This is a genomic window from Micromonospora radicis, assembly GCF_003583405.1.
Classification (GTDB): Bacteria; Actinomycetota; Actinomycetes; order Mycobacteriales; family Micromonosporaceae; genus Micromonospora; species Micromonospora radicis.
Genome location: NZ_QXEC01000002.1, coordinates 73,483 through 92,548, shown reverse-complemented (window position 1 = coordinate 92,548; position 19,066 = coordinate 73,483). Strand labels below are relative to the sequence as shown.

Annotated in this window: 15 protein-coding genes; all 15 read right to left on the bottom strand. The window is 72.0% G+C overall.

Features of this window, described 5'->3' with window-relative positions; genetic code table 11:
• Positions 1-71: 71 nt before the first annotated feature.
• A complete protein-coding gene (gene gatB, locus D2L64_RS03065; RefSeq protein ID WP_119572946.1) occupies positions 72-1,565 on the bottom strand; it encodes an Asp-tRNA(Asn)/Glu-tRNA(Gln) amidotransferase subunit GatB in 1,494 nt (497 codons plus the stop codon).
• Positions 1,566-1,663: 98 nt separating this feature from the next.
• Positions 1,664-2,839, bottom strand: a complete 1,176-nt coding sequence (locus tag D2L64_RS03060) for a putative Ig domain-containing protein (RefSeq protein ID WP_119572945.1) — start codon at positions 2,837-2,839, stop codon at positions 1,664-1,666.
• Between the two features lie 158 nt (positions 2,840-2,997).
• Complete coding sequence (locus tag D2L64_RS03055; protein WP_119572944.1) at positions 2,998-3,630, bottom strand: DUF4276 family protein; 633 nt, start codon at positions 3,628-3,630, stop codon at positions 2,998-3,000.
• Positions 3,630-5,021 carry an AAA family ATPase gene (locus D2L64_RS03050; RefSeq protein WP_119572943.1) on the bottom strand — a complete coding sequence of 464 codons (1,392 nt, stop codon included), beginning with the start codon at positions 5,019-5,021 and terminating at the stop codon, positions 3,630-3,632. Before D2L64_RS03050 ends, D2L64_RS03055 begins: the two co-directional genes overlap by 1 nt.
• Before the next feature lie 10 nt (positions 5,022-5,031).
• A complete protein-coding gene (gene gatA / locus D2L64_RS03045; protein WP_119572942.1) occupies positions 5,032-6,507 on the bottom strand; it encodes an Asp-tRNA(Asn)/Glu-tRNA(Gln) amidotransferase subunit GatA in 1,476 nt (491 codons plus the stop codon).
• A complete protein-coding gene (gene gatC, locus D2L64_RS03040; protein WP_119572941.1) occupies positions 6,504-6,809 on the bottom strand; it encodes an Asp-tRNA(Asn)/Glu-tRNA(Gln) amidotransferase subunit GatC in 306 nt (101 codons plus the stop codon). Before gatC ends, gatA begins: the two co-directional genes overlap by 4 nt.
• Before the next feature lie 155 nt (positions 6,810-6,964).
• Entirely contained in the window at positions 6,965-9,361 is a 2,397-nt protein-coding gene (locus D2L64_RS03035) for a putative bifunctional diguanylate cyclase/phosphodiesterase (RefSeq protein ID WP_119572940.1), read from the bottom strand.
• A 156-nt stretch (positions 9,362-9,517) separates the two neighbouring features.
• Entirely contained in the window at positions 9,518-11,653 is a 2,136-nt protein-coding gene (gene ligA, locus D2L64_RS03030; RefSeq protein WP_119572939.1) for an NAD-dependent DNA ligase LigA, read from the bottom strand.
• Positions 11,654-11,737: 84 nt separating this feature from the next.
• Positions 11,738-12,742, bottom strand: a complete 1,005-nt coding sequence (locus D2L64_RS03025; protein WP_199714386.1) for an ADP-ribosylglycohydrolase family protein — start codon at positions 12,740-12,742, stop codon at positions 11,738-11,740.
• 148 nt (positions 12,743-12,890) lie between these two features.
• Positions 12,891-13,253 (bottom strand): VOC family protein, encoded by a 363-nt coding sequence (locus D2L64_RS03020; protein WP_199714385.1) that lies wholly within the window; start codon positions 13,251-13,253, stop codon positions 12,891-12,893.
• Positions 13,254-13,290: 37 nt separating this feature from the next.
• A complete protein-coding gene (locus D2L64_RS03015; protein WP_119572938.1) occupies positions 13,291-14,340 on the bottom strand; it encodes a methionine synthase in 1,050 nt (349 codons plus the stop codon).
• Between the two features lie 100 nt (positions 14,341-14,440).
• Complete coding sequence (gene mnmA / locus D2L64_RS03010; RefSeq protein ID WP_119573436.1) at positions 14,441-15,514, bottom strand: tRNA 2-thiouridine(34) synthase MnmA; 1,074 nt, start codon at positions 15,512-15,514, stop codon at positions 14,441-14,443.
• 262 nt (positions 15,515-15,776) lie between these two features.
• Positions 15,777-16,952, bottom strand: coding sequence for a cysteine desulfurase family protein (locus tag D2L64_RS03000; RefSeq protein WP_119572937.1), 1,176 nt, complete (start codon positions 16,950-16,952; stop codon positions 15,777-15,779).
• Between the two features lie 346 nt (positions 16,953-17,298).
• Entirely contained in the window at positions 17,299-18,258 is a 960-nt protein-coding gene (locus tag D2L64_RS02995; protein ID WP_119572936.1) for an electron transfer flavoprotein subunit alpha/FixB family protein, read from the bottom strand.
• A gap of 12 nt (positions 18,259-18,270) precedes the next feature.
• A complete protein-coding gene (locus D2L64_RS02990) occupies positions 18,271-19,050 on the bottom strand; it encodes an electron transfer flavoprotein subunit beta/FixA family protein (RefSeq protein WP_119572935.1) in 780 nt (259 codons plus the stop codon).
• Positions 19,051-19,066 lie beyond the last annotated feature (16 nt).

The window sequence follows — 19,066 nt, the reverse complement described above, 5'->3', positions numbered from 1 at the left end:
GCACGGCACGGAGGTCAGGAAGGGCCTCCTCCTCGGACACCAGGCGTCAAGAAGGGGCCCTTCCTCGCACCTCAGGCGCCGAGGCGCGCCAGGATCAGCTCGCGGACGGTCTTGGCGTCGGCCTGGCCGCGGGTGGTCTTCATGACCGCGCCGACCAGGGCACCGGCGGCGGCGACCTTGCCGCTGCGAATCTTGTCGGCGATGCCCGGGTTGGCGGCGATCGCCTCGTCCACGGCGGCGGTCAACGCACCGGTGTCGGAGACGACCTCCAGATTCCGGTTGGTCATGATCTCGGTGGGCGTACCCTCGCCCGCGACCACGCCCTCCAGCACCGTACGGGCCAGCTTGTCGTTGAGCTTGCCCGCGTCGACCAGGCCCTGCAACTCGGCGACCTGGGCCGGGGTGGCCCCCACGTCGGCCAGCTCGACACCCGTCTCGTTGGCCCGCCGGGACAGCTCACCCAGCCACCACTTGCGGGCGGCGGCCGGGGTGGCACCGGCGGCGACGGTCGCCTCGATCAGCTCGACCGCGCCGGCGTTGAGCACCGACTGCATGTCCAGGTCGGAGAGCCCCCACGCCTCCTGGAGCCGACGCCGGTGCAGCCGGGGCAGCTCCGGCAGGGCGGCCTTCAGCTCGGCCACCCAGGCCGGGTCCGGCGCGATCGGCACCAGGTCCGGCTCCGGGAAGTAGCGGTAGTCGGTGGCGGTCTCCTTGGACCGGCCCGGGGTGGTGTCCCCGGTGTCCTCGTGGAAGTGCCGGGTCTCCTGGGTGATCCGGCCCCCCGCGTCCAGCACCGACGCCTGGCGCAGCATCTCCGAACGCACCGCCCGCTCGACCGACCGCAGGGAGTTGACGTTCTTCGTCTCGGTGCGGGTGCCCCACTCCGCCCCCGGCAGGTTCAGCGAGGTGTTGACGTCACACCGCAGCGAACCCTCCTCCATGCGTACGTCGGAGACGCCGAGCGAACGGAGCACGTCCCGCAGCTCGGTGACGTAGGCGCGGGCCACCTCGGGAGCGAGCGCTCCGGTGCCGGGGATCGGCTTGGTGACGATCTCGACCAGCGGGATGCCGGCCCGGTTGTAGTCGACCAGGGACTCCGTCGCGCCGTGGATGCGGCCGGTGGCACCGCCGACGTGCAGCGTCTTGCCGGTGTCCTCCTCCAGGTGCACCCGCTCGATGCCGATGCGCACGGTCTCGCCGTTCACCTCGACGTCCAGGTAGCCCTCGAAGCAGAGCGGCTCGTCGTACTGGCTGATCTGGAAGTTCTTCGGCATGTCCGGATAGAAGTAGTTCTTCCGGGCGAACCGGCACCACTGCGCGATCGAACAGTTCAGCGCCAGCCCGATCCGGATGGTCGCCTCGATGGCGGCCTTGTTCGCCACCGGCAGCGAGCCGGGCAGGCCCAGGCAGACCGGGCAGACGCGGGTGTTCGGCTCACCACCGAAGTCGGTCGGACAGCCGCACCACATCTTGGTGTTCGTGCCCAGCTCGACGTGGGTCTCCAGGCCGATCACCGGCTCGTAGCGCGCGACGACCTCGTCGTACGCGGGCAGCGTCGTGGTCATGAGAACTCCAGCTTTGCAGGCGGTAGCCGGCCCACGGCGGCATCCGGACACAACGCCGCCAAGCCTAACCGTTGCGCCCACCTGACCTCGGTCGGGCGTCACCCCGCGCTGAACCCCTGCCGACGGCGGTACGCCACCACCAGCAGGATGCCGCCGATGCTGAACGCCACGACACCGAGGAGCATCAGCACCAGGGCCGAGTTCTCGCCGGTGACCGGCAACCAGGCCCCGGTGGTCCGGGACGGCGACGGCGCGGCGGTGGTCGGCGTCGGGCTCTCTGACGGCGCGGTCGGGTACGCGGTCGGCTGCGCGGTGGGGGTCGGCGAGACCGACGGGGTGGCCGTCGGGTCCGGGTAGACGACCAGCGACACCTCCGCGGTGTCACTCGTGGCGGTGCCGGTGGCCCGGACGGTGAAGTCGAAGGTGCCGGCGACGGTCGGGGTGCCGCTGAGCACGCCGTCCGGGTCGAGCACGAGCCCGTCCGGCAGCGCCCCGGCGGCCAGCCCGAACCGGATGTCGGAGTCCCCCTCGGCGGTGAACCGGAACGAGTACGCCTGCCCAGCCGTGCCGCGCGGCGGCTCGCCCGAGGTGACGATGGCAGCCGCCGTGGCGATCACCAGCGTGACGTCCTGCTGCCCCTGGAAGCCGTTCGCGTCGGTCACCAGCAACGCGAAGCGGTAACGCCCGGCCTGATTCGGGGAACCCGCGAGGACACCGACCGGGGAGATCGACAGCCCCGGCGGCAATGCACCCGACCCCAGCGCGACGGTGTGCGGCGCGGTGCCGCCGGACACGGTTAACCGGTGCGTCGGATAGACCTGCCCGACGTACCAGGGCGAGACCGGCTCCGGCGACGTCACCGTGACGACCGGCGGCACCACCACCACGGTCACCTGGTGGTCGGCGGACTCCCCGCTCGGCGATCCGGTGGCCCGGACGGTGAAGGCGAAACGGGCGGCCACGGTGGGCGTACCGGTCAGGGTGCCGGACGAGGAGAGCGCCAGACCGGGTGGGATCGCACCCGCGATCAGGGAGAACCGGATCTCGTCGTCGCCGGTGGCGGTGAAGGTGTGTCCCGGGTACGGCTCGTAGGCGGTCACCTCCGACGGCGGCGGGTCGGAGGTGACAGAGATGGTGACGACCGCCGGATCCACGATCACCGGATCCGGGATCACCGGATCGACGGCGGCCGGTTCTGCGGCGACGGGCGCAGCGGTGCCGAGAAGCAGCATCGTGAGCACCGAGACGATCGTGATCGGCCGCAGCGTCTTCATCGCAGTTCCAGTCGGCTAGAAGCCCATGCTTGCGTTTCGCCAGCGGCTCGGACTCTATCCAACCCGCGCACGTGACCATGCGTTACGAGTCCGAACGGTGACCTCGTGTCACCGAAGTCACGCGGTCGCGGCCAGGTCGGGACAGTTCCGACGCTCGATCACGCTCGGCGGTAGTTGAGCCGGACCAGCGCCTCGCGGGTTTCGATCCACCAACGGCGGTAAGCGGGAACGGCACGGAGTCGATCCAGCGAGACAATCTCGCCGAGTTGCGTAAAGTGATCTGTCCGTGACCGGCTGACACGCTGCATAACGTCGCTCAGCACCCGCTTGGGATCGGGCAACCGCTCCACCTGTGCCGGTTGCGCCGGCAGCCCCATCGACGCGTCGCTCCAGTTCGGCACGCCGAGGGCACTGCGCAGGGCGTCACCGTCGGCGAGCAGCCAGGCCTCCGTCTCGCGTACCGGAACCAGCGCCACCAACTGTTCAGCGCGGCTTCCCCACATCTCCCGGATGGGCTGGATCCATTCTGTGGCTACTCGGTCCGCGTTCGTTCCCTGATCGCGATGGAAGAAGATCATAGAAAAACTCGCTCGATGCTGATCGACGAGTCGGATCACGTCCGCGACAGACGATGGGCCGCTTCGGTCCCGTATCGGCTGTACGTCCGCCACATCGACCGCATCCTCGAACTCGGTGTTGCAGAGTTCAGTCAACGCTCGACCGAGCAACCTCGGTAGGAACTGGTCGTCGGAACTTCCCTCCGACACCAGCGCTGAGGTGAGATACCGCATCAGGTACCCAACTCCGCCTGGACTTCGAACTCCGCGATCTCACTCGGGCTGACCATGGTTGCCACATCGAGCGCGTCGTCGAGCGTGAGCTGCTGGGCGCCCGCAATGGCCCGCCACCGACTTACTCGACTCGGCGCATGCCCGCGCTGGACACGGCTTACCACGTCCATGAACACAGCGTCAGGACGCTTCTTCGCCTGGGCCGGATCCAACGCCCGCAGGATCGCTGGCGAATGACTGCTCAGGATCAGCTGGGTAAGCGCTGCACCGTCAGACGGCGTGTTCAACGCGCGATCGACAAGGTTCCGCAGGTACCGAACGAACTGGGCCAAACGCTGCGGAAAGATGCCGTTCTCGGGCTCCTCGAAGCAGATCAGCCCCGCACCTCGTGGGTCGTAGAGCGCGGCGAGTAGCGCGATCGCCCGAAGCGTCCCGTCCGAGGCGACGCGCGCCGAGAACGGTGCCTCGTCCCGGGTCAGGACCATGATCTGTCGCTGCCGGCGAGCCTCGTCCTCGCTCAGTCGAACCCGGATCACCCCAGGTATGACGGCCGCCAGGTCAGCCGAGAGGTCGTTCAGGAATCCCTCGGGCCGATCAGACGTGGCAGTCTCGTCCACCAGGCGGCGAAGGGTGTTGGCGAGGTGCCCGCCGTTGGCCGACAGGCTGTCCGGGTCGTCGTAGGAGTCTGGGGCGCGAAGTGCGCTCGGATCCAGATGCAGGAGCCGCCACGACTGCAACTCCCGCTTGAGCGCGTACAGAAGGGGAAAATCTGTCGCGGTGGTGAGGCTGGAGAGCACGGTTGCGGTGGCCGATGTCGCCGGAAGCCGCCGCTTGCGGCCCTGGTTGCCCTGTTGCCGAATGCTGAAAACCGGACGACCGGCGTCGTCCTCCTCGGTCTCCAACGGGTCAGCCCCGGAACGGTAGGTGGCCAGCCGCTTCCGCTGGTCGGGGGTGCGGGACTGCATCCACGTGTCATCCGCTCGCCGGATTCTGCGAACAGCCTCCTGAACAACGTACGGCCGCTGCGTTCCACCATGACCGGTGGCGCGCAGCTGGATCGTCAGTTCGTAGCGAAGTCGGGAATGGTTGACCTCGGCCGTGTCCCCGAACGCGTCGGTGACCGACCGCCCAAGGAGCACCTCGGCCGCGAAGGACATCTCATCGACCGGAGGCCCCTCGGTGGGACGATGAAAGAGATCGGCCACATCGCCACGCATGTGCTGAGCGGCTTCCAGAACGGGATCGCCGGCCAGACGGCTCAAAAACTGCACCGCGTCGAACAGGTTCGACTTGCCTGCCGCGTTACGACCGATGATGACCAGGAAAGGCGGGATATCCAGCGAGAACCTACGAAACGATTTGAAGCCGTCGATCTCGATTCGCGTCAGCATCCCGCCTACCTCACAGCACCGGGGGGGTAAGCGTGCCGACGGCGCTCTCCAGCGCGGCGGCGACCCGGTACATCCGGTCGTCGGCCATCGTCGGCGCCATCACCTGCAGGCCGACCGGCAGCCCGTCGGCCAGACCGCACGGCACCGAGATGCCCGGCCCGCCGTACAGGTTCGTCGGGATGGTGAACAGGTCGGCCAGGTACATCTGGTACGGGTCGGAGGTCCGCGCCCCCAGCGGGAAGGCCACGAACGGGGTGGTCGGCGAGATCAGCGCGTCGACCCGCTCGAACGCGGCGGTGAAGTCGCGGGTGATCAGCGTACGGACCTTCTGCGCCTGACCGTAGTAGGCGTCGTAGTAGCCCGAGGAGAGCGCGTACGTGCCGATCATGATCCGCCGCTTGACCTCGGGACCGAAGCCGGCCTCCCGGGTCAACGACATGACCTCCTCCAGCGACCGGTTGCCGTCGTCGCCGACCCGCAGGCCGAACCGGACGCCGTCGAACCGGGCCAGGTTGGAGGAGCACTCGCTCGGCGCGATCAGGTAGTACGCCGGCAGCGCGTATCCGAAGTTCGGGCAGGAGATCTCGACGATCTCGGCGCCGAGCTTGGTCAACGTGTCGACGGCCTCGTTGAAGGCGGCCATCACACCCGGCTCGGCGCCCTCGCCACCGAACTCGGTGACGATGCCGAGCCGCACCCCGGTCAGGTCGCCGGTGGCACCGAGCTTCGCCGCGGCCACCACGTCCGGCACCGGCGCCGCGATCGAGGTCGAGTCGCGCGGGTCGTGCCCGCCGATCGCCTCGTGCAGCAGCGCCGCGTCCAGCACGGTACGCGCGCACGGGCCGGGCGTGTCCAGCGAGGAGGAGAAGGCCACCAGGCCGTAGCGGGAGGTGCCGCCGTACGTCGGCTTGGCGCCGACCGTACCAGTGACCGCGCCCGGCTGGCGGATCGAGCCGCCGGTGTCCGAACCGATCGCCAGCGGCGCCTCGTAGGCGGCGAGTGCGGCGGCGCTGCCGCCGCCGGAGCCGCCCGGGATCCGGTCGGTGTCCCACGGGTTGCGGCTCGGGCCGTACGCCGAGTACTCGGTCGAGGAGCCCATCGCGAACTCGTCCATGTTGGTCTTGCCGAGCATCACCGTGCCGGCGGCCCGTAGCCGCTGCACGATCGTCGAGTCGTACGGCGGGCGCCAGCCCTCCAGGATCTTCGACCCGACGGTGGTCGGCACACCCTTGGTGGTCAGTACGTCCTTGACCGCCACCGGCACCCCGGCCAGCGGGCCCAGTTCCGCACCCGCGGCGCGCCGGGTGTCGACCTCCCGGGCGGCGGCCAGCGCGCCCTCCGTGTCGACGTGCAGGAAGGCGTTGACCCGGCCGTCGACGGCGGCGATGCGGTCCAGGTGCGCCTGGGTGACCTCGACGGCCGAGGTCTCGCCCGAGGCGACCAGACCGGCGATCTCGACGGCGGTCAACTTCGTCAGGTCAGTCATGAGGCCACATCCTCGTCCAGGATCCGCGGTACGCGGAACCGCTGCTCCTGCGCGTCGGGTGCACCCGACAGCGCCTCCTGCGGGGTCAGGCACGGCGTCACGACGTCGTCCCGGAACACGTTCGTCAGCGGCACCGAGTGCGAGGTCGGCGGGATGTCCGCGGCGGCGACCTCGCCCACCTGGGCTACCGCCTGGAGGATCACGTCGAGCTGGCCGGCGAAGGTGTCCAACTCCTCCTCCGTCACGGCGAGCCGCGACAGTCGCGCCAGGTGCGCGACCTCCTCGCGGGAGATGGCGGCCATCGGTGCCCCCTTCGTGGCTGTCCTGCGTCTGCCTGCGCCCACCCGGTCGATCCGAGACGACCCGAGGTGACGGCTGCGAGTCTATTGTTCCGTGCCCGGGCGGCCGCTCGCGGCTCCCCGGACAGCGGGTGCGCGGGCCGGATCGGCCCGCCGGGTCACCGGGCGTGCCGGCGCGGCAGGTGGGCCTCGTCGGGACCGCCGAGCGGGCGCAGCGGCCGGTACCGGGCCAGCCAGGCGACGAGTTCCTCGGCCGGCATCGGCCGGGCGTAGAACCAGCCCTGGGCGACGTCGCAGCCGGCCGCGTGCAGCATCCGCCAGGTGCGCTCGTCCTCCACCCCCTCGGCCACCACCCGCAGGCCCAACGCCTTGCCCAGTTCGATGGTCGACCGCACGATCGCCGCGTCGTCGGTGTCCTCGGCCATCCCGAGCACGAAGGAGCGGTCGACCTTCACCTCCGACAGCGGCAACCGGCGCAGGTGTTGCAGGGACGAGTAGCCGGTACCGAAGTCGTCCAGCGCGATACCCACGCCGACCCCGTGCAGCCGGGTGATGGTGGTCAGCACCCGACGCGGGTCGGCCATCAACGCTCCCTCGGTGATCTCCAGTTGCAGCCGTTGTGGCGCCACCCCGTACCGGGGCAGCCGGTCGGCGATCTGCTCGGCGATCTCGCCGGTGTGCAGGTCCCGCACGCTGACGTTGACCGCGGCGCGCAGGTCGAGCCCGGCCGCCGTCCACTTGGCGAGCTGTTCCACCACGTCGTCCACGACCCGGCGGGTGAGCAGCCGCATCACCGCGCTCTGCTCGGCGACCCGGATCAGCTCCTCCGGGTCGACCATCCCCCGGGTGGGGTGTCGCCACCGCAGCAGCGCCTCCACCCCGACCACCTCGCCGGTGGCGATCGCGATCTGCGGTTGGTAGTAGAGCATGATCTCGCCCGCGTCCCCGGCCGTCTCGACGGCCCGCGCCGGATCCGTCGGGTCGGGTCGTACCGGCCGGGCCCAGGTCTCCTCGGTCGGGGCCGGTGGGTCGGGTAGGGCGGCCCGGCGGAGGATCGGGTCGGCGGCGGTGACGATCCGGTTGATCAGTTCGTCGTCTTGGGTCGGTACCGGCGGGCGGCGGCGCCGTCGGCTCCACCGGCGTGGGCCGGTGGGCTCGTCCAGCGGCGGATCCGCCGGCAGCGTCGCACCGTCGCCGCCGCGCACCCTGGGCCGGGGCGGCGGGTCGCCGTCACCGGGCCGGCTCGCCGAACCCGCCTCCAACACCCGACGCAGGTCGGCCAGCAGGCCCAGCCGCTCGGCGGAGTTGTGGTCGGACTCGGCCGTGTAGACGGCGACCGTGTCGTTGCGGTGCTTCGCGTCGTACATCGCCACGTCGGCGTGGCGCATCAGGGTGGCGAAGTCCTCGCCGTGTTGCGGGTACAGGGCGACTCCGATGGAGCCGCCCACGTCCAGCGGCAACCCGTCCAGCGGCACCGGCTCGGCCAGCGCCTGCACCACCCGTTCGGCCAGTGCCCGGGCCTGCGCGACGTCGGCCAGCCCGGTCGCCACGATGGCGAACTCGTCGCCGCCGAGCCGGGCGAGGAGATCCGGTGGCTCGACCACCTCGGTCAGCCGGGCACTCACCTCGACCAGCAGCCGGTCGCCGACGGCGTGACCGAGCGCGTCGTTGACGTGCTTGAACCGGTCCAGGTCGATCAGCAGCAGGGCCAGGTGGGCGGCGGGCTCGCCGCGGGCGGCGCGTTCGGCGTGCCGGTGCACCTGCTCGTTGACCTCGGCCAGCAGCGCCTTGCGGTTCGGTAACCCGGTGAGCGGGTCGAGCGAGGCGAGTTGGTGCTGCTCGACGGTGAGCCGGGCCATCCGGTAGACCGCGAACAGCGGCACCAGCACCAGCGGGACCAGCGCCGCGCTGGCCCGGGCGGCGGTGACGAGGATCGGCGCGAGCAGCAGCAGCGAGCCGGTGGAGAGCAGCTCGAAGGGCAGCCCACGCCAGGCGTTGGGCCACCACCGCTCGCCGAACCGGAGCCGGACGGCGGCGGTGACCAGGCCGTAGTTGACCACGAACCAGGCGACTCCGGCGCCGCCGATCGCCGCGATGTCGGTCCAGCCGAGCGGACCGCCGTCGAAGACGCCGCCGGGGCCGAGCCGGGTGACCGCGTACGCGGCGGCCAGGGAGCAGGCGTACTGGGCGGCGTTGAAGGCCGTCCGCCACGGTGCGTGTCCCATCCGGATCCCCGAGACCAGCACGGCGACCGCCTGCACGGCGACCGCCGGGCCGAGCCCCCAGCCGAGGAGGATCGCGAAGGTGAAGCAGCTCGACGGGTAGACCGCCGAGGACTGTCGTCGGCCGGGCGGGACGAACGGACGTGCGTCGCAGGCCACCGCGAGCACCGCCATCGTCCAGAACGCCACCGGCAGGTCGGGCAGGGTCGAGGCGAGCGACACCAGGGGGCCCGCCGAGACCAGCACCGCCACCGCCAGCACGCCGCCGCCGAAGGCGGCGAACGGCGCCGTCCGCCCGGGCGGGATCTGGTTACGCGGGTCCGACGGCTCCATCACACCTCCCGGTACGTGACCCGGCGGGTGGGTTCACCCGCCGTGCCCCAATGAAACGCCCCCGGAGCCGGATTTCCCGTCGCGACAGTCACGAATCGGTAGTAGTCGTAATTAAGTTGGTATCCGGACGAGTCCCCTCAAGATCGGCAGTCGGGCTCACTCCTCGACGCGGGCCACCGCCCGGGCCGCGTCGGCGCCCTCGTCGAGCAACACCCGGAAGCCCTCCTCGTCGAGCACCGGCACCTTCAGGGCGGCGGCCTTGTCCGCCTTGGACCCTGGGTTGTCACCGACCACCACGAAGCCGGTCTTCTTCGACACCGAGCCGCTGACCTTGCCGCCGCGCGACTGGATCGCCTCGGCGGCCTGGTCCCGGGAGAAGCCGCCCAGCGTGCCGGTCACCACCACGGTCAGGCCCTCCAGCGGGCGCGGCCCCTCCTCGACCTCCGCCTCGGCCATCCGTACGCCCGCCTCGGCCCACTTGCGGATCACCTCGCGGTGCCAGTCGACGGCGAGCCACTCCCGGATGCTCGCCGCGATCGTCGGCCCGACACCGTCGACGGCCGACAGTTCCTCCTCGGACGCGGCGTCGATCGCCTCGATCGACCGGAAGTGCCGGGCGAGCGCCTGCGCGGCGGTTGGCCCGACATGCCGGATGGACAGGGCCACCAGCACCCGCCACAGCTCGCGTTCCTTGGCGACGGCGAGGTTGTCGAGCAGCTTGACCGCGTTGCTGCCGAGGCTGCCGTCCTTGTTGACGAAGAACGGCGAACGGGCCAACTGCTCGGCGTCGAGCGAGAACAGGTCACCCTCGTCGGTGATCACCTGCGCGTCGAGCAACGCGGCGGCGCCCTTGTAGCCGAGCGCCTCGATGTCGAACACCTTGCGCCCGGCCAGGTGGTAGACCCGCTCCCGCAACTGCGCAGGGCAGCTGCGCGAGTTCGGGCAGCGGATGTCGACGTCGCCCTCCTTGGCCGGCGCCAGCGGGGTGCCGCAGGCCGGGCAGGTGGTGGGCATGACGAACGCCCGGGCGTCCGGTGGGCGCAGCTCGACCACCGGGCCGAGCACCTCGGGAATCACGTCACCGGCCTTGCGGATCACCACCGTGTCGCCGATCAGCACCCCCTTGCGCTCCACCTCACGGGCGTTGTGCAGGGTCGCGTAAGCCACCGTGGAGCCGGCCACCTTGACCGGTTCGAGCAGCGCCCGCGGGGTGACCCGCCCAGTCCGCCCGACCTCGACCTCGATGTCGAGCAGCCTGGTGTTGACCTCCTCTGGTGGGTACTTGAAGGCGATCGCCCAACGGGGTGCCCGGCTGGTCGAACCGAGCCGCCCCTGGATGGGCACCGGGTCGACCTTCACCACCACCCCGTCGATCTCGTGCTCGACGTCGTGCCGATGCTCGGCGTAGTGCGCCACGTAGTCGCGCACCCCGGCCAGGTCGGGCACCACCCGCCAGCGGTCGCTGGTGGGCAGCCCCCAGGCCCGCAACGCGGCGTACGACTCGGACTGGGTGGCCGGCTGGAAACCACGCCGGGCGCCGATGCCGTGCACCACCAGGCGCAGCGGGCGGGCGGCGGTGATCCGGGGATCCTTCTGCCGCAGACTGCCCGCGGCGGCGTTGCGCGGGTTGGCGAACGGCGCCTTGCCCTGCTCGACCAGTCCGGCGTTGAGATCGGCGAACGCCTCGACCGGGAAGTAGATCTCCCCACGCACCTCGATGAACTCGGGGGCCGGGCCGAACTCGGCGGACTCGGTCAGCCGGCTCGGCACGTCCCGGATGCTGCGGACGTTGGCGGTGACGTCCTCGCCGGTGCGCCCGTCGCCCCGGGTGGCGGCGCGGACCAGCCGGCCACCCTCGTAGGTCAGGTTGATCGCCAGCCCGTCGACCTTCAGCTCGCAGAGGTAGGACACCGGCCCACCGGCGTCCCGCTCGACCCGCTCGGCCCAGGCGCCCAGTTCCTCGTCGGTGAAGGCGTTGTCCAGCGACATCATCCGGTCCGCGTGGGCGACCGGGGTGAAGTCGGTGGAGAAGGCGCCACCCACCCGCTGGGTCGGCGAGTCGGGCGTACGCAGCGCGGGGAACTCCTGCTCCAGCGCCTCCAACTCGCGTAGCCGCCGATCGAACTCGGCGTCGGAGACGACGGGTGCGTCGAGCACGTAGTAGCGATACTGGTGCTCGGTCAGCTCCTGGCTCAGCGTGGCGTGCCGCTCCCGTGCCTGCGGCGTGGGATCGGCCCCCGCCGCCGCCTCCTGTGCCGCACTGACCTGCTGGCCGATGGCTTCCTCGGACACCCCGCGACCTCCTGTGACTGGGTACCCCGGCACGGTATCGGGCGGGTGGGACAGTCGGCCCGCTCCCCCGCCGCTGCGGCCTGGTTACCGGTCCCCGGCGGCGGCGAGGGCGGCGAGCTGGTCGGCGTACTCGATCCGCCCGGCCCAGCCCGCCGGCCAGGCGGCCATCCCCTGTTCGGCGCCGACGAACGCCCCGGCCAGCGCGGCGATCGAGTCCGAGTCGCCGGCCGTGCGGGCTCCCCGGGCCAGAGCACCGACCGGGTCGTCGGCGTGCCGGATGGCGCAGTAGAGCGCGGTGACCAGGGCCTCCTCGGCGATCCAGCCCTCGCCGGTGAGCCGGCACGGGTCGCCGCCGTCGTCCGGGGCGGCGAGCGCCGCGTCGAGCCCGCGCAGCGCCTGCCCGCACTCGTCCCAGCCGACCGCGATGAACTCCTCGGGCGTCGGAGCGTCCGAGCGTTGCCACAGCTCGCCGAGCCAGTCGGCCCGGTAGACGGTGCGCTGGGTACGGGCCCGCTCGGCGAGCAGGCCGGGCAGTTCGCCCAGCGCGGCGCCGTCGCACAGCAGCCGGACGGCGTACGCGGCCAGCTCGGCGGCGGCCAGCCCGGTGGGGTGACCGTGGGTCAGCCCGGCCTGGAGCTGGGCCAGCCCGGCGAGGGTGTCCAGGTCGACGTCGAGCAGCCCGACCGGAGTGACCCGCATGTTGGCCCCGCAGCCCTTCGAGTCGGCCACCGTGGCCTGCTGCCAGGGCACTCCCCGGGACAGCTCGGCACAGGCCCGCAGGCAGGTCATGCCCGGTGCGCGGTTGTTGTCCGGGCTGACCGCCCAGTCGAGGAAGCGTCGCCGCAGCAGGGGTTCGACCGTCGGGGCGGCGTACTCCGGCGCGTCGTGCAGCGCCCAGGCCACCGCGAGAGCCAGCTGGGTGTCGTCGGTGACCAGCGCCGGGTCGCCGACCAGTTCGCGGGGGCCGGCGGGGCCGTAGCGGCGCTCGATCTCGGCGACGCTGAGGAACTCGGTGGGCTTGCCCAGCGCGTCACCGTAGGCAAGCCCGAACAGCGAACCGGCAGCTCGCCGGCGGGCGGGACTGATCATGAAGGCGATGATGCCCTGCGCCGGCAAGGGCGCCCACCGACCGATCGGCCCACCGGCGCCGGGTACGGCAGGCGGTGCCGCCCGCCGTCGGCGGTGCCGCCCGCCGTCCGGGTGTGCCGCCCCTCGCCGGTAGTCCGAGCAGCGCCGGTCAGTCCCAGCAGAGGCAGAACGGGTGCCCGGCCGGGTCGGCGTAGACCCGGAAACCCGGCCCCTCACCGGGCAGTCGCCGGGCCCCGAGCGCCAGCGCCGCCTGCTCCGCCGCCTCGATGTCGTCGACCGTGACGTCGAGGTGGAACTGCTGGGGCCGCTCCGGATCCGGCCAGTCCGGCGGGCGCAGGTCGGCGGCCCGCTGGAAGGCGAGCCGGGGCTGGTGGCCGGGCGGGCCACCGAGGACCACCCAGTCGCCGTCGTCGTCGGCCACCTGCGGCAGGCCCAGCAACTCGGCGTAGAAGCCGGCCAGCGCGCGCGGATCCGGGCAGTCGATCACGGTTGAGCGCAGTCGTCCGATCATGCCGGCCATCATGCCCGCCGGGTACGACAGGGAAACCTCACGCCTCGGCGAGCCGACGGCCGGCGTCGCGGCAGGCCGCCAGCACCGCCCGGGCGTACGCCGGGCTCGCCCCGGCCAACCCGCAGGCCGGCGTGACCACCACCTGCTCGGCGAGCCGGCCGCGCGGGAACCCGAGGCGGTCCCAGAGCCCGCGTACCCGGTCGGCGACCTGTGCGGAGGTCGGCGCGCGGCCGGTCGACGGACTGGTCGGCGCAGCAGTCGACGGGCCGGTCGACCGGCCGGTCGACGGGCTGGTCGGCGCGGCACCGGCGAACAGCCCGAGCCCGGCGTCGAGCGCCTCGCCCAGCGGGTCCAGCTCGGTGACCAGACTCAGGTCGAGCGCCACGCCGACCGCGCCAGCGGACCGGACCAGTTCCAACGGCACGTCCGGGGCGCAGCAGTGCACCACCGTCGGCACCCCGGCCGCCTCGATCACCCCGCGCAGCAGCGCGCCGGCCACCTCCGACTCGACCGCCCGGTACGTGCCGAGGCCGCTCTCGGTCGGCACCCGACCGGACAACGCCGCCGGCAGCGACGGCTCGTCCAGCTGGAGCAGTACCGAAGCCCGGGGCAGCCGGCGGGACACCGCCTCGACGTGACCACGCAGCCCTTCGCCGAGCGAGCCGGCCAGGTCGCGTACGGCACCCGGGTCGCGCAACAACCGGCCGCCGATCGGCAGTTCCACCGCGGCGGCCAGGGTCAGCGGACCGGCCGCCTGGATCTTGAGCGGTCCGGCGTACTCCTCGGCCTGCTCGGCGAGCTGGTCGAGATCCCGCTCCATCAGATCCCGGGCGCGGCGCACGTCCCTGCCGGGGCGGGGGGCGACCCGCCAACGCGCGGCGTACAACTCCACCGGCAGTTCGACCAGCAGCCCGGCGCCGCGGCCGATCAGGTCGGCCCCCGGCCCCCGGGCCGGCAGTTCCGGCAGGTGCGGCAGCTCGGGCAGCTCGCCGAGCACCACCCGCTGCGCCTCGGCGATGTCGGTACCGGGCAACGACCCGATCCCGGTCGCCGCGCCCGCCGCCCAGGGCCACTTCCGATCACTCACCGGCGCAGCCTACCCGCCGCCGCCCGCCGCCTGAGTTGACCGACAAGTTCTGGTCGGAACCCGACGCCGCCAGCTACTGGATCAACTCGACGAGGGCTGGTCAGTCGGTGATGGTGGCGGAGCCGAGTACGACGTCACCGGCCGGGTCGGGGCGGTAGGCCACGATCGCCTGACCGGCCGCCACCCCACGAACCGGGCGGCGCAGGTCGGCGTGCAGCCGGTCGGCGTCGACGGTGACCGCCGCCGGCACGACGACGCCGTGGGCGCGCAGCTGCACCTCGCACTCGATCGGCCCGTCGGGGCGCGGGCCGCCGATCCAGACCGGGCGGGCGGCGTGCACCGTGGCGACCTCCAGCGCCTCGGCCGGGCCGACGGTCACCGTGTTGGTCTTCGGGGTGATGGAGAGCACGTACCTCGGTCGGCCGTCCGGGGCGGGACGGTCCAGGTGCAGGCCACGCCGCTGGCCGACGGTGTAGGCGTAGGCACCCGAGTGCTGGCCCACCACCGCGCCGGTGGTCGCGTCCACCACGTCGCCGGGCGTCTCGCCGAGCCGCTGGGCGAGGAAACCCCGGGTGTCGCCGTCGGCGATGAAGCAGATGTCGTGCGAGTCCGGCTTGTCGGCCACCGCCAGGCCCCGACGGGCGGCCTCCTGCCGTACCTGTGCCTTGGTCGAGTCACCGAGCGGGAAGATCGACCGGTCCAGCTGCTCGCGGGTCAGCACGGCCAGCACGTACGACTGGTCCTTCGCCTCGTCGACGCTGCGGCGCAGCAGGCCGTCCGGGCCGAGCCGGGCGTGGTGCCCGGTGACCACCGCGTCGAAGCCGAGGGCCACCGCCCGGTCCAGCACCGCGGCGAACTTGATCTTCTCGTTGCAGCGCAGGCACGGATTCGGGGTACGCCCGGCCGCGTACTCGGCGACGAAGTCGTCGACCACGTCGGCGTGGAACCGGTCGGCCATGTCCCAGACGTAGAACGGGATGCCGAGCACGTCGGCCGCGCGTCGGGCGTCCCGTGAGTCCTCCAGGGTGCAGCAGCCGCGCGCCCCGGTGCGGTAGGTCTGCGGGTTACGGGCCAGGGCCAGGTGCACCCCGGTGACATCGTGCCCGGCCTCCACCGCCCGCGCCGCCGCCACGGCCGAGTCCACGCCGCCGGACATCGCCGCCAACACCCTCACCCGGACCACTCTCCCTTCACCAGTCGAGCCTATCCCCGCCCGGACCTCCCCCACCCAAACCCTCCCCGCCACTCCCCCGCACCCCGCCACCCACCCTCGTCGATCTTGCACTTACCGTCGCCATCCCCGTCGATCTTGCACTTACGGTCGACGATTCGCACCGTTCGCAGCCTTTGTCACGACCTAAGGTGCAAGATCTGCCGCGCGGGGCGGGGGGGCGCGAGGGGGTCGGGGGCGCGAGGGGGTGGGGGTGGGTTAGCTGTTAGCGGGGGGTGCGGGGGGTGGCGGCTCGGCGGGCTCGGTCGACGGCGGCGGGCAGGGCGGCGATCAGTGCGTCGACGTCCTGCGCGGTGCTGGTGTGGCCGAGGGAGAAGCGCAGCGAGGAGCGTGCCCGGTCGTCGTCGGCGCCCATCGCCAGCAACACGTGCGAGGGTTGGGCCACCCCCGCCGAGCAGGCCGAACCGGTCGAGCAGTAGATGCCCTGGGCGTCCAGCAGCAACAGCAGGGCATCACCCTCGCAGCCGGGAAAGGAGAAGTGCGCGTTGCCGGGCAGCCGGTCCTCCGGGTCGCCGTTGTAGACCACCTCCGGCACCGCGTGGCGGACCCGGCGGACCAGGTCGTCGCGGAGCGCCGCGACCCGGGTGGCGTACTCCTGCTGGCCCTTGACGGCGGTCTCGACCGCGACCGCGAAGGCGACCACGCCGGCGGTGTCCAGGGTGCCGGAGCGTACGTCCCGCTCCTGCCCGCCGCCGTGCAGCAGCGGTACGGCGGCCACGTCGCGGGCCAGCACCAGCGCGCCGACCCCGACCGGGCCGCCGAGCTTGTGCCCGGTCACGGTGAGGGCGGCCACGCCGCTGGCGGCGAAGTCGACCGGTACCTGCCCGACCGCCTGGATGGCGTCGGTGTGGAACGGTACGCGGTACTCGGCGGCCACGGCCGCCAGCTCCGCGATCCGCTGCACCGTGCCGACCTCGTTGTTCGCCCACATGGCGGTGACCAGCGCAACCCGGTCACCGTGCTCGGCCAGTTCGGCACGCAGCGCGTCGGGGTGCAGTCGACCCACCTCGTCGACCGGCAACAGGCCCACCTCGGCGCCCTCGTGCTGCGCCAGCCAGTCCACCGCGTCGAGTACGGCGTGGTGCTCGACCGCGCTGGAGACCACCCGGATCCGCCGCGCCTCGGCGTCGCGCCGGGCCCAGTAGACGCCCTTGACCGCGAGGTTGTCGCTCTCCGTACCGCCGCCGGTGAAGATCACCTCGGACGGCCGGGCACCCAGCGCGGCGGCCACCCGCTCCCGCGACTCCTCCACCCGGCGGCGGGCACGTCGACCGGACGCGTGCAGGGAGGACGCGTTGCCGACCTCGCGGGCGGTCGCGACGTACGCCTCGAGTGCCTCGTCGAGCACCGGGGTGGTCGCGGCATGATCCAGGTAAGCCATCACGGTTCAGCCTAACGACCGCTACCCGTACGCCCGCAGGCCGGAGTGCACGTGCGGACGGGGGAGGCAGCACGCCACGGGCGGGCACTTGCCATACTCTTGGTGACGTCCCTGCCCGGCAGGACGACAGACGGCTCTTCCGCAGGCGACACCCCGCCGCCGAAGGGCGCCTGACGGGCTGATCGGCGGGCCGGTTCAGCTCCCCGGCCCGCCGATCAGCTCCCTTCCCGCTCCCTCGCCGGCCACACCGCGAACACGCGACAGGCGCACTGCCAACCCGCGACAGGCGCACTGCGAACACGCGACAGCCGCCGTCCGGGTCCGGGCGGCGGCTGTCGGGTACGGCTCACTTGCGCTTGCGGATCTCCTCGGCGGCCTGCGGAACGATCTTGAACAGGTCACCGACCACACCGAAGTCGGCCAGCTCGAAGATCGGCGCCTCGCCGTCCTTGTTCACCGCGACGATGGTCTTCGAGGTCTGCATGCCGGCCCGGTGCTGGATCGCGCCGGAGATGCCGAGCGCGACGTACAGCTGCGGGGAGACCGTCTTGCCGGTCTGGCCGACCTGGAACTGGTGCGGGTAGAAGCCGGAGTCGACCGCGGCGCGGGACGCTCCGACGGCGCCGCCGAGCAGGTCGGCCAGTTCCTCGACCAGCTTGAAGTTGTCCGCGTTGCCGACCCCGCGGCCACCGGAGACGACCACGCCGGCCTCGGTGAGCTCGGGGCGGGAGCCCTTCTGCTCGGCCACCCGGTCGACCACCCTGGCCAGCTTGTCGGCGTCGGTGAGGCTGACCTCCAACCGCTCGACCGTCGGAGTCACCGCGGCCGGGGTCGGGGTGACCGAGTTCGGCCGGACGGTGACCAGCGGCAGGCCCCGGGTCACCCTGGACTTGACGACGGTCGAGCCGGCGAAGGCCACCTGGGTGGCGGTGCCGTCGGCGGCCAGGGCGACCACGTCGGTCAGGATGCCGTTGTCCAGCTTCACCGCCAGTCGGGCGGCGATCTCCTTGCCCTCCTGCGAGGAGGCGAGCAGCACGGCGGCCGGCTGTACCCGCCGGACCAGGTCGGCGACCACGGTGGCCTTCGGCGCCACCAGGTAGCCGTCGATCTCCTCGCCCTCGGCGGCGTAGATCTTCTCCGCGCCGTACTCGCCCAGCCTGGCCGAGAGCGCCTCGGCGGCGCCGGCTCCGCCGAGCACCACCGCCGACGGCGTGCCCAGTTCGCGGGCCAGGGTGAGCATCTCGCACGTGACCTTCTTGACGCCGAACTCACGGGTGGCTTCGACGACGACCAGAACCTCAGACATGTCCCGCACCCCTCAGACGAACTTCTCGGTGGCGAGGAACTCGACCAGCTGCGTACCGCCGGAGCCCTCATCGGTGACCTTGACGCCGGCCGAACGTGGCGGGCGCTTGCTGTGCTCCAGCACGGTGCTGGTCGCGCCGTCGAGGCCGACCTCGCCCGCGGCCACGCCCAGGTCGGCGAGGGAGAGCGTCTGCACCGGCTTCTTCTTTGCGGCCATGATGCCCTTGAACGACGGGTACCGCGGCTCGTTGATGGTGTCCCACACGGACACGACGGCCGGCGTCGAGGCGGTGACCACCTCGTAGCCCTCCTCGGTCTGCCGCTCGACGGTCAGCGTGCTGCCGTCGACGGTGAGCTTGCGGGCACCGGTCAGCGCGGCGATGCCGAGCCGCTCGGCCAGCATGTGCGGCAGTACCTGCACCCGGCCGTCGGTCGACTCCGAGCCGCAGAGCACCAGGTCGGCGTTCAGTTGACCGAGCGCGGCGGCGAGCACCTTCGAGGTGGCCACGGCACACGACCCGTGCAGGGCGTCGTCCACCACGTGCACCGCCTTGTCCGGGCCCATCGACAGCGCCTTGCGGATCGACTCGGTGGCCCGGTCCGGACCCATGGTCAGGATCGTCACCTCGCCGCCGTGCGCCTCCTTGATCTTCAACGCCTCCTCGATGGCGTACTCGTCCATCTCGTTGATGACGTTGTTCGCCGAACCGCGGTCGACTGTGTTGTCGTCAGTGCGCAGGTTGCGGTCCGCGCCCGAATCGGGCACCTGCTTGACGAGTACGACGATGTTCATCGCGCTTCGACGACCC

Bases quoted from the DNA above. Each gene is read 5' to 3' on its own strand.
- D2L64_RS03055 (WP_119572944.1), bottom strand. From the start codon at position 3,630: ATGCGGTATCTCACCTCAGCGCTGGTGTCGGAGGGAAGTTCCGACGAC.
- D2L64_RS03000 (WP_119572937.1), bottom strand. From the start codon at position 16,952: ATGGCTTACCTGGATCATGCCGCGACCACCCCGGTGCTCGACGAGGCA.
- D2L64_RS03060 (WP_119572945.1), bottom strand. From the start codon at position 2,839: ATGAAGACGCTGCGGCCGATCACGATCGTCTCGGTGCTCACGATGCTG.
- gatC (WP_119572941.1), bottom strand. From the start codon at position 6,809: ATGGCCGCCATCTCCCGCGAGGAGGTCGCGCACCTGGCGCGACTGTCG.
- D2L64_RS03050 (WP_119572943.1), bottom strand. From the start codon at position 5,021: ATGCTGACGCGAATCGAGATCGACGGCTTCAAATCGTTTCGTAGGTTC.
- D2L64_RS03025 (WP_199714386.1), bottom strand. From the start codon at position 12,742: ATGATCAGTCCCGCCCGCCGGCGAGCTGCCGGTTCGCTGTTCGGGCTT.
- gatA (WP_119572942.1), bottom strand. From the start codon at position 6,507: ATGACTGACCTGACGAAGTTGACCGCCGTCGAGATCGCCGGTCTGGTC.
- D2L64_RS03020 (WP_199714385.1), bottom strand. From the start codon at position 13,253: ATGATCGGACGACTGCGCTCAACCGTGATCGACTGCCCGGATCCGCGC.
- D2L64_RS03035 (WP_119572940.1), bottom strand. From the start codon at position 9,361: ATGGAGCCGTCGGACCCGCGTAACCAGATCCCGCCCGGGCGGACGGCG.
- D2L64_RS02990 (WP_119572935.1), bottom strand. From the start codon at position 19,050: ATGAACATCGTCGTACTCGTCAAGCAGGTGCCCGATTCGGGCGCGGAC.
- gatB (WP_119572946.1), bottom strand. From the start codon at position 1,565: ATGACCACGACGCTGCCCGCGTACGACGAGGTCGTCGCGCGCTACGAG.
- D2L64_RS02995 (WP_119572936.1), bottom strand. From the start codon at position 18,258: ATGTCTGAGGTTCTGGTCGTCGTCGAAGCCACCCGTGAGTTCGGCGTC.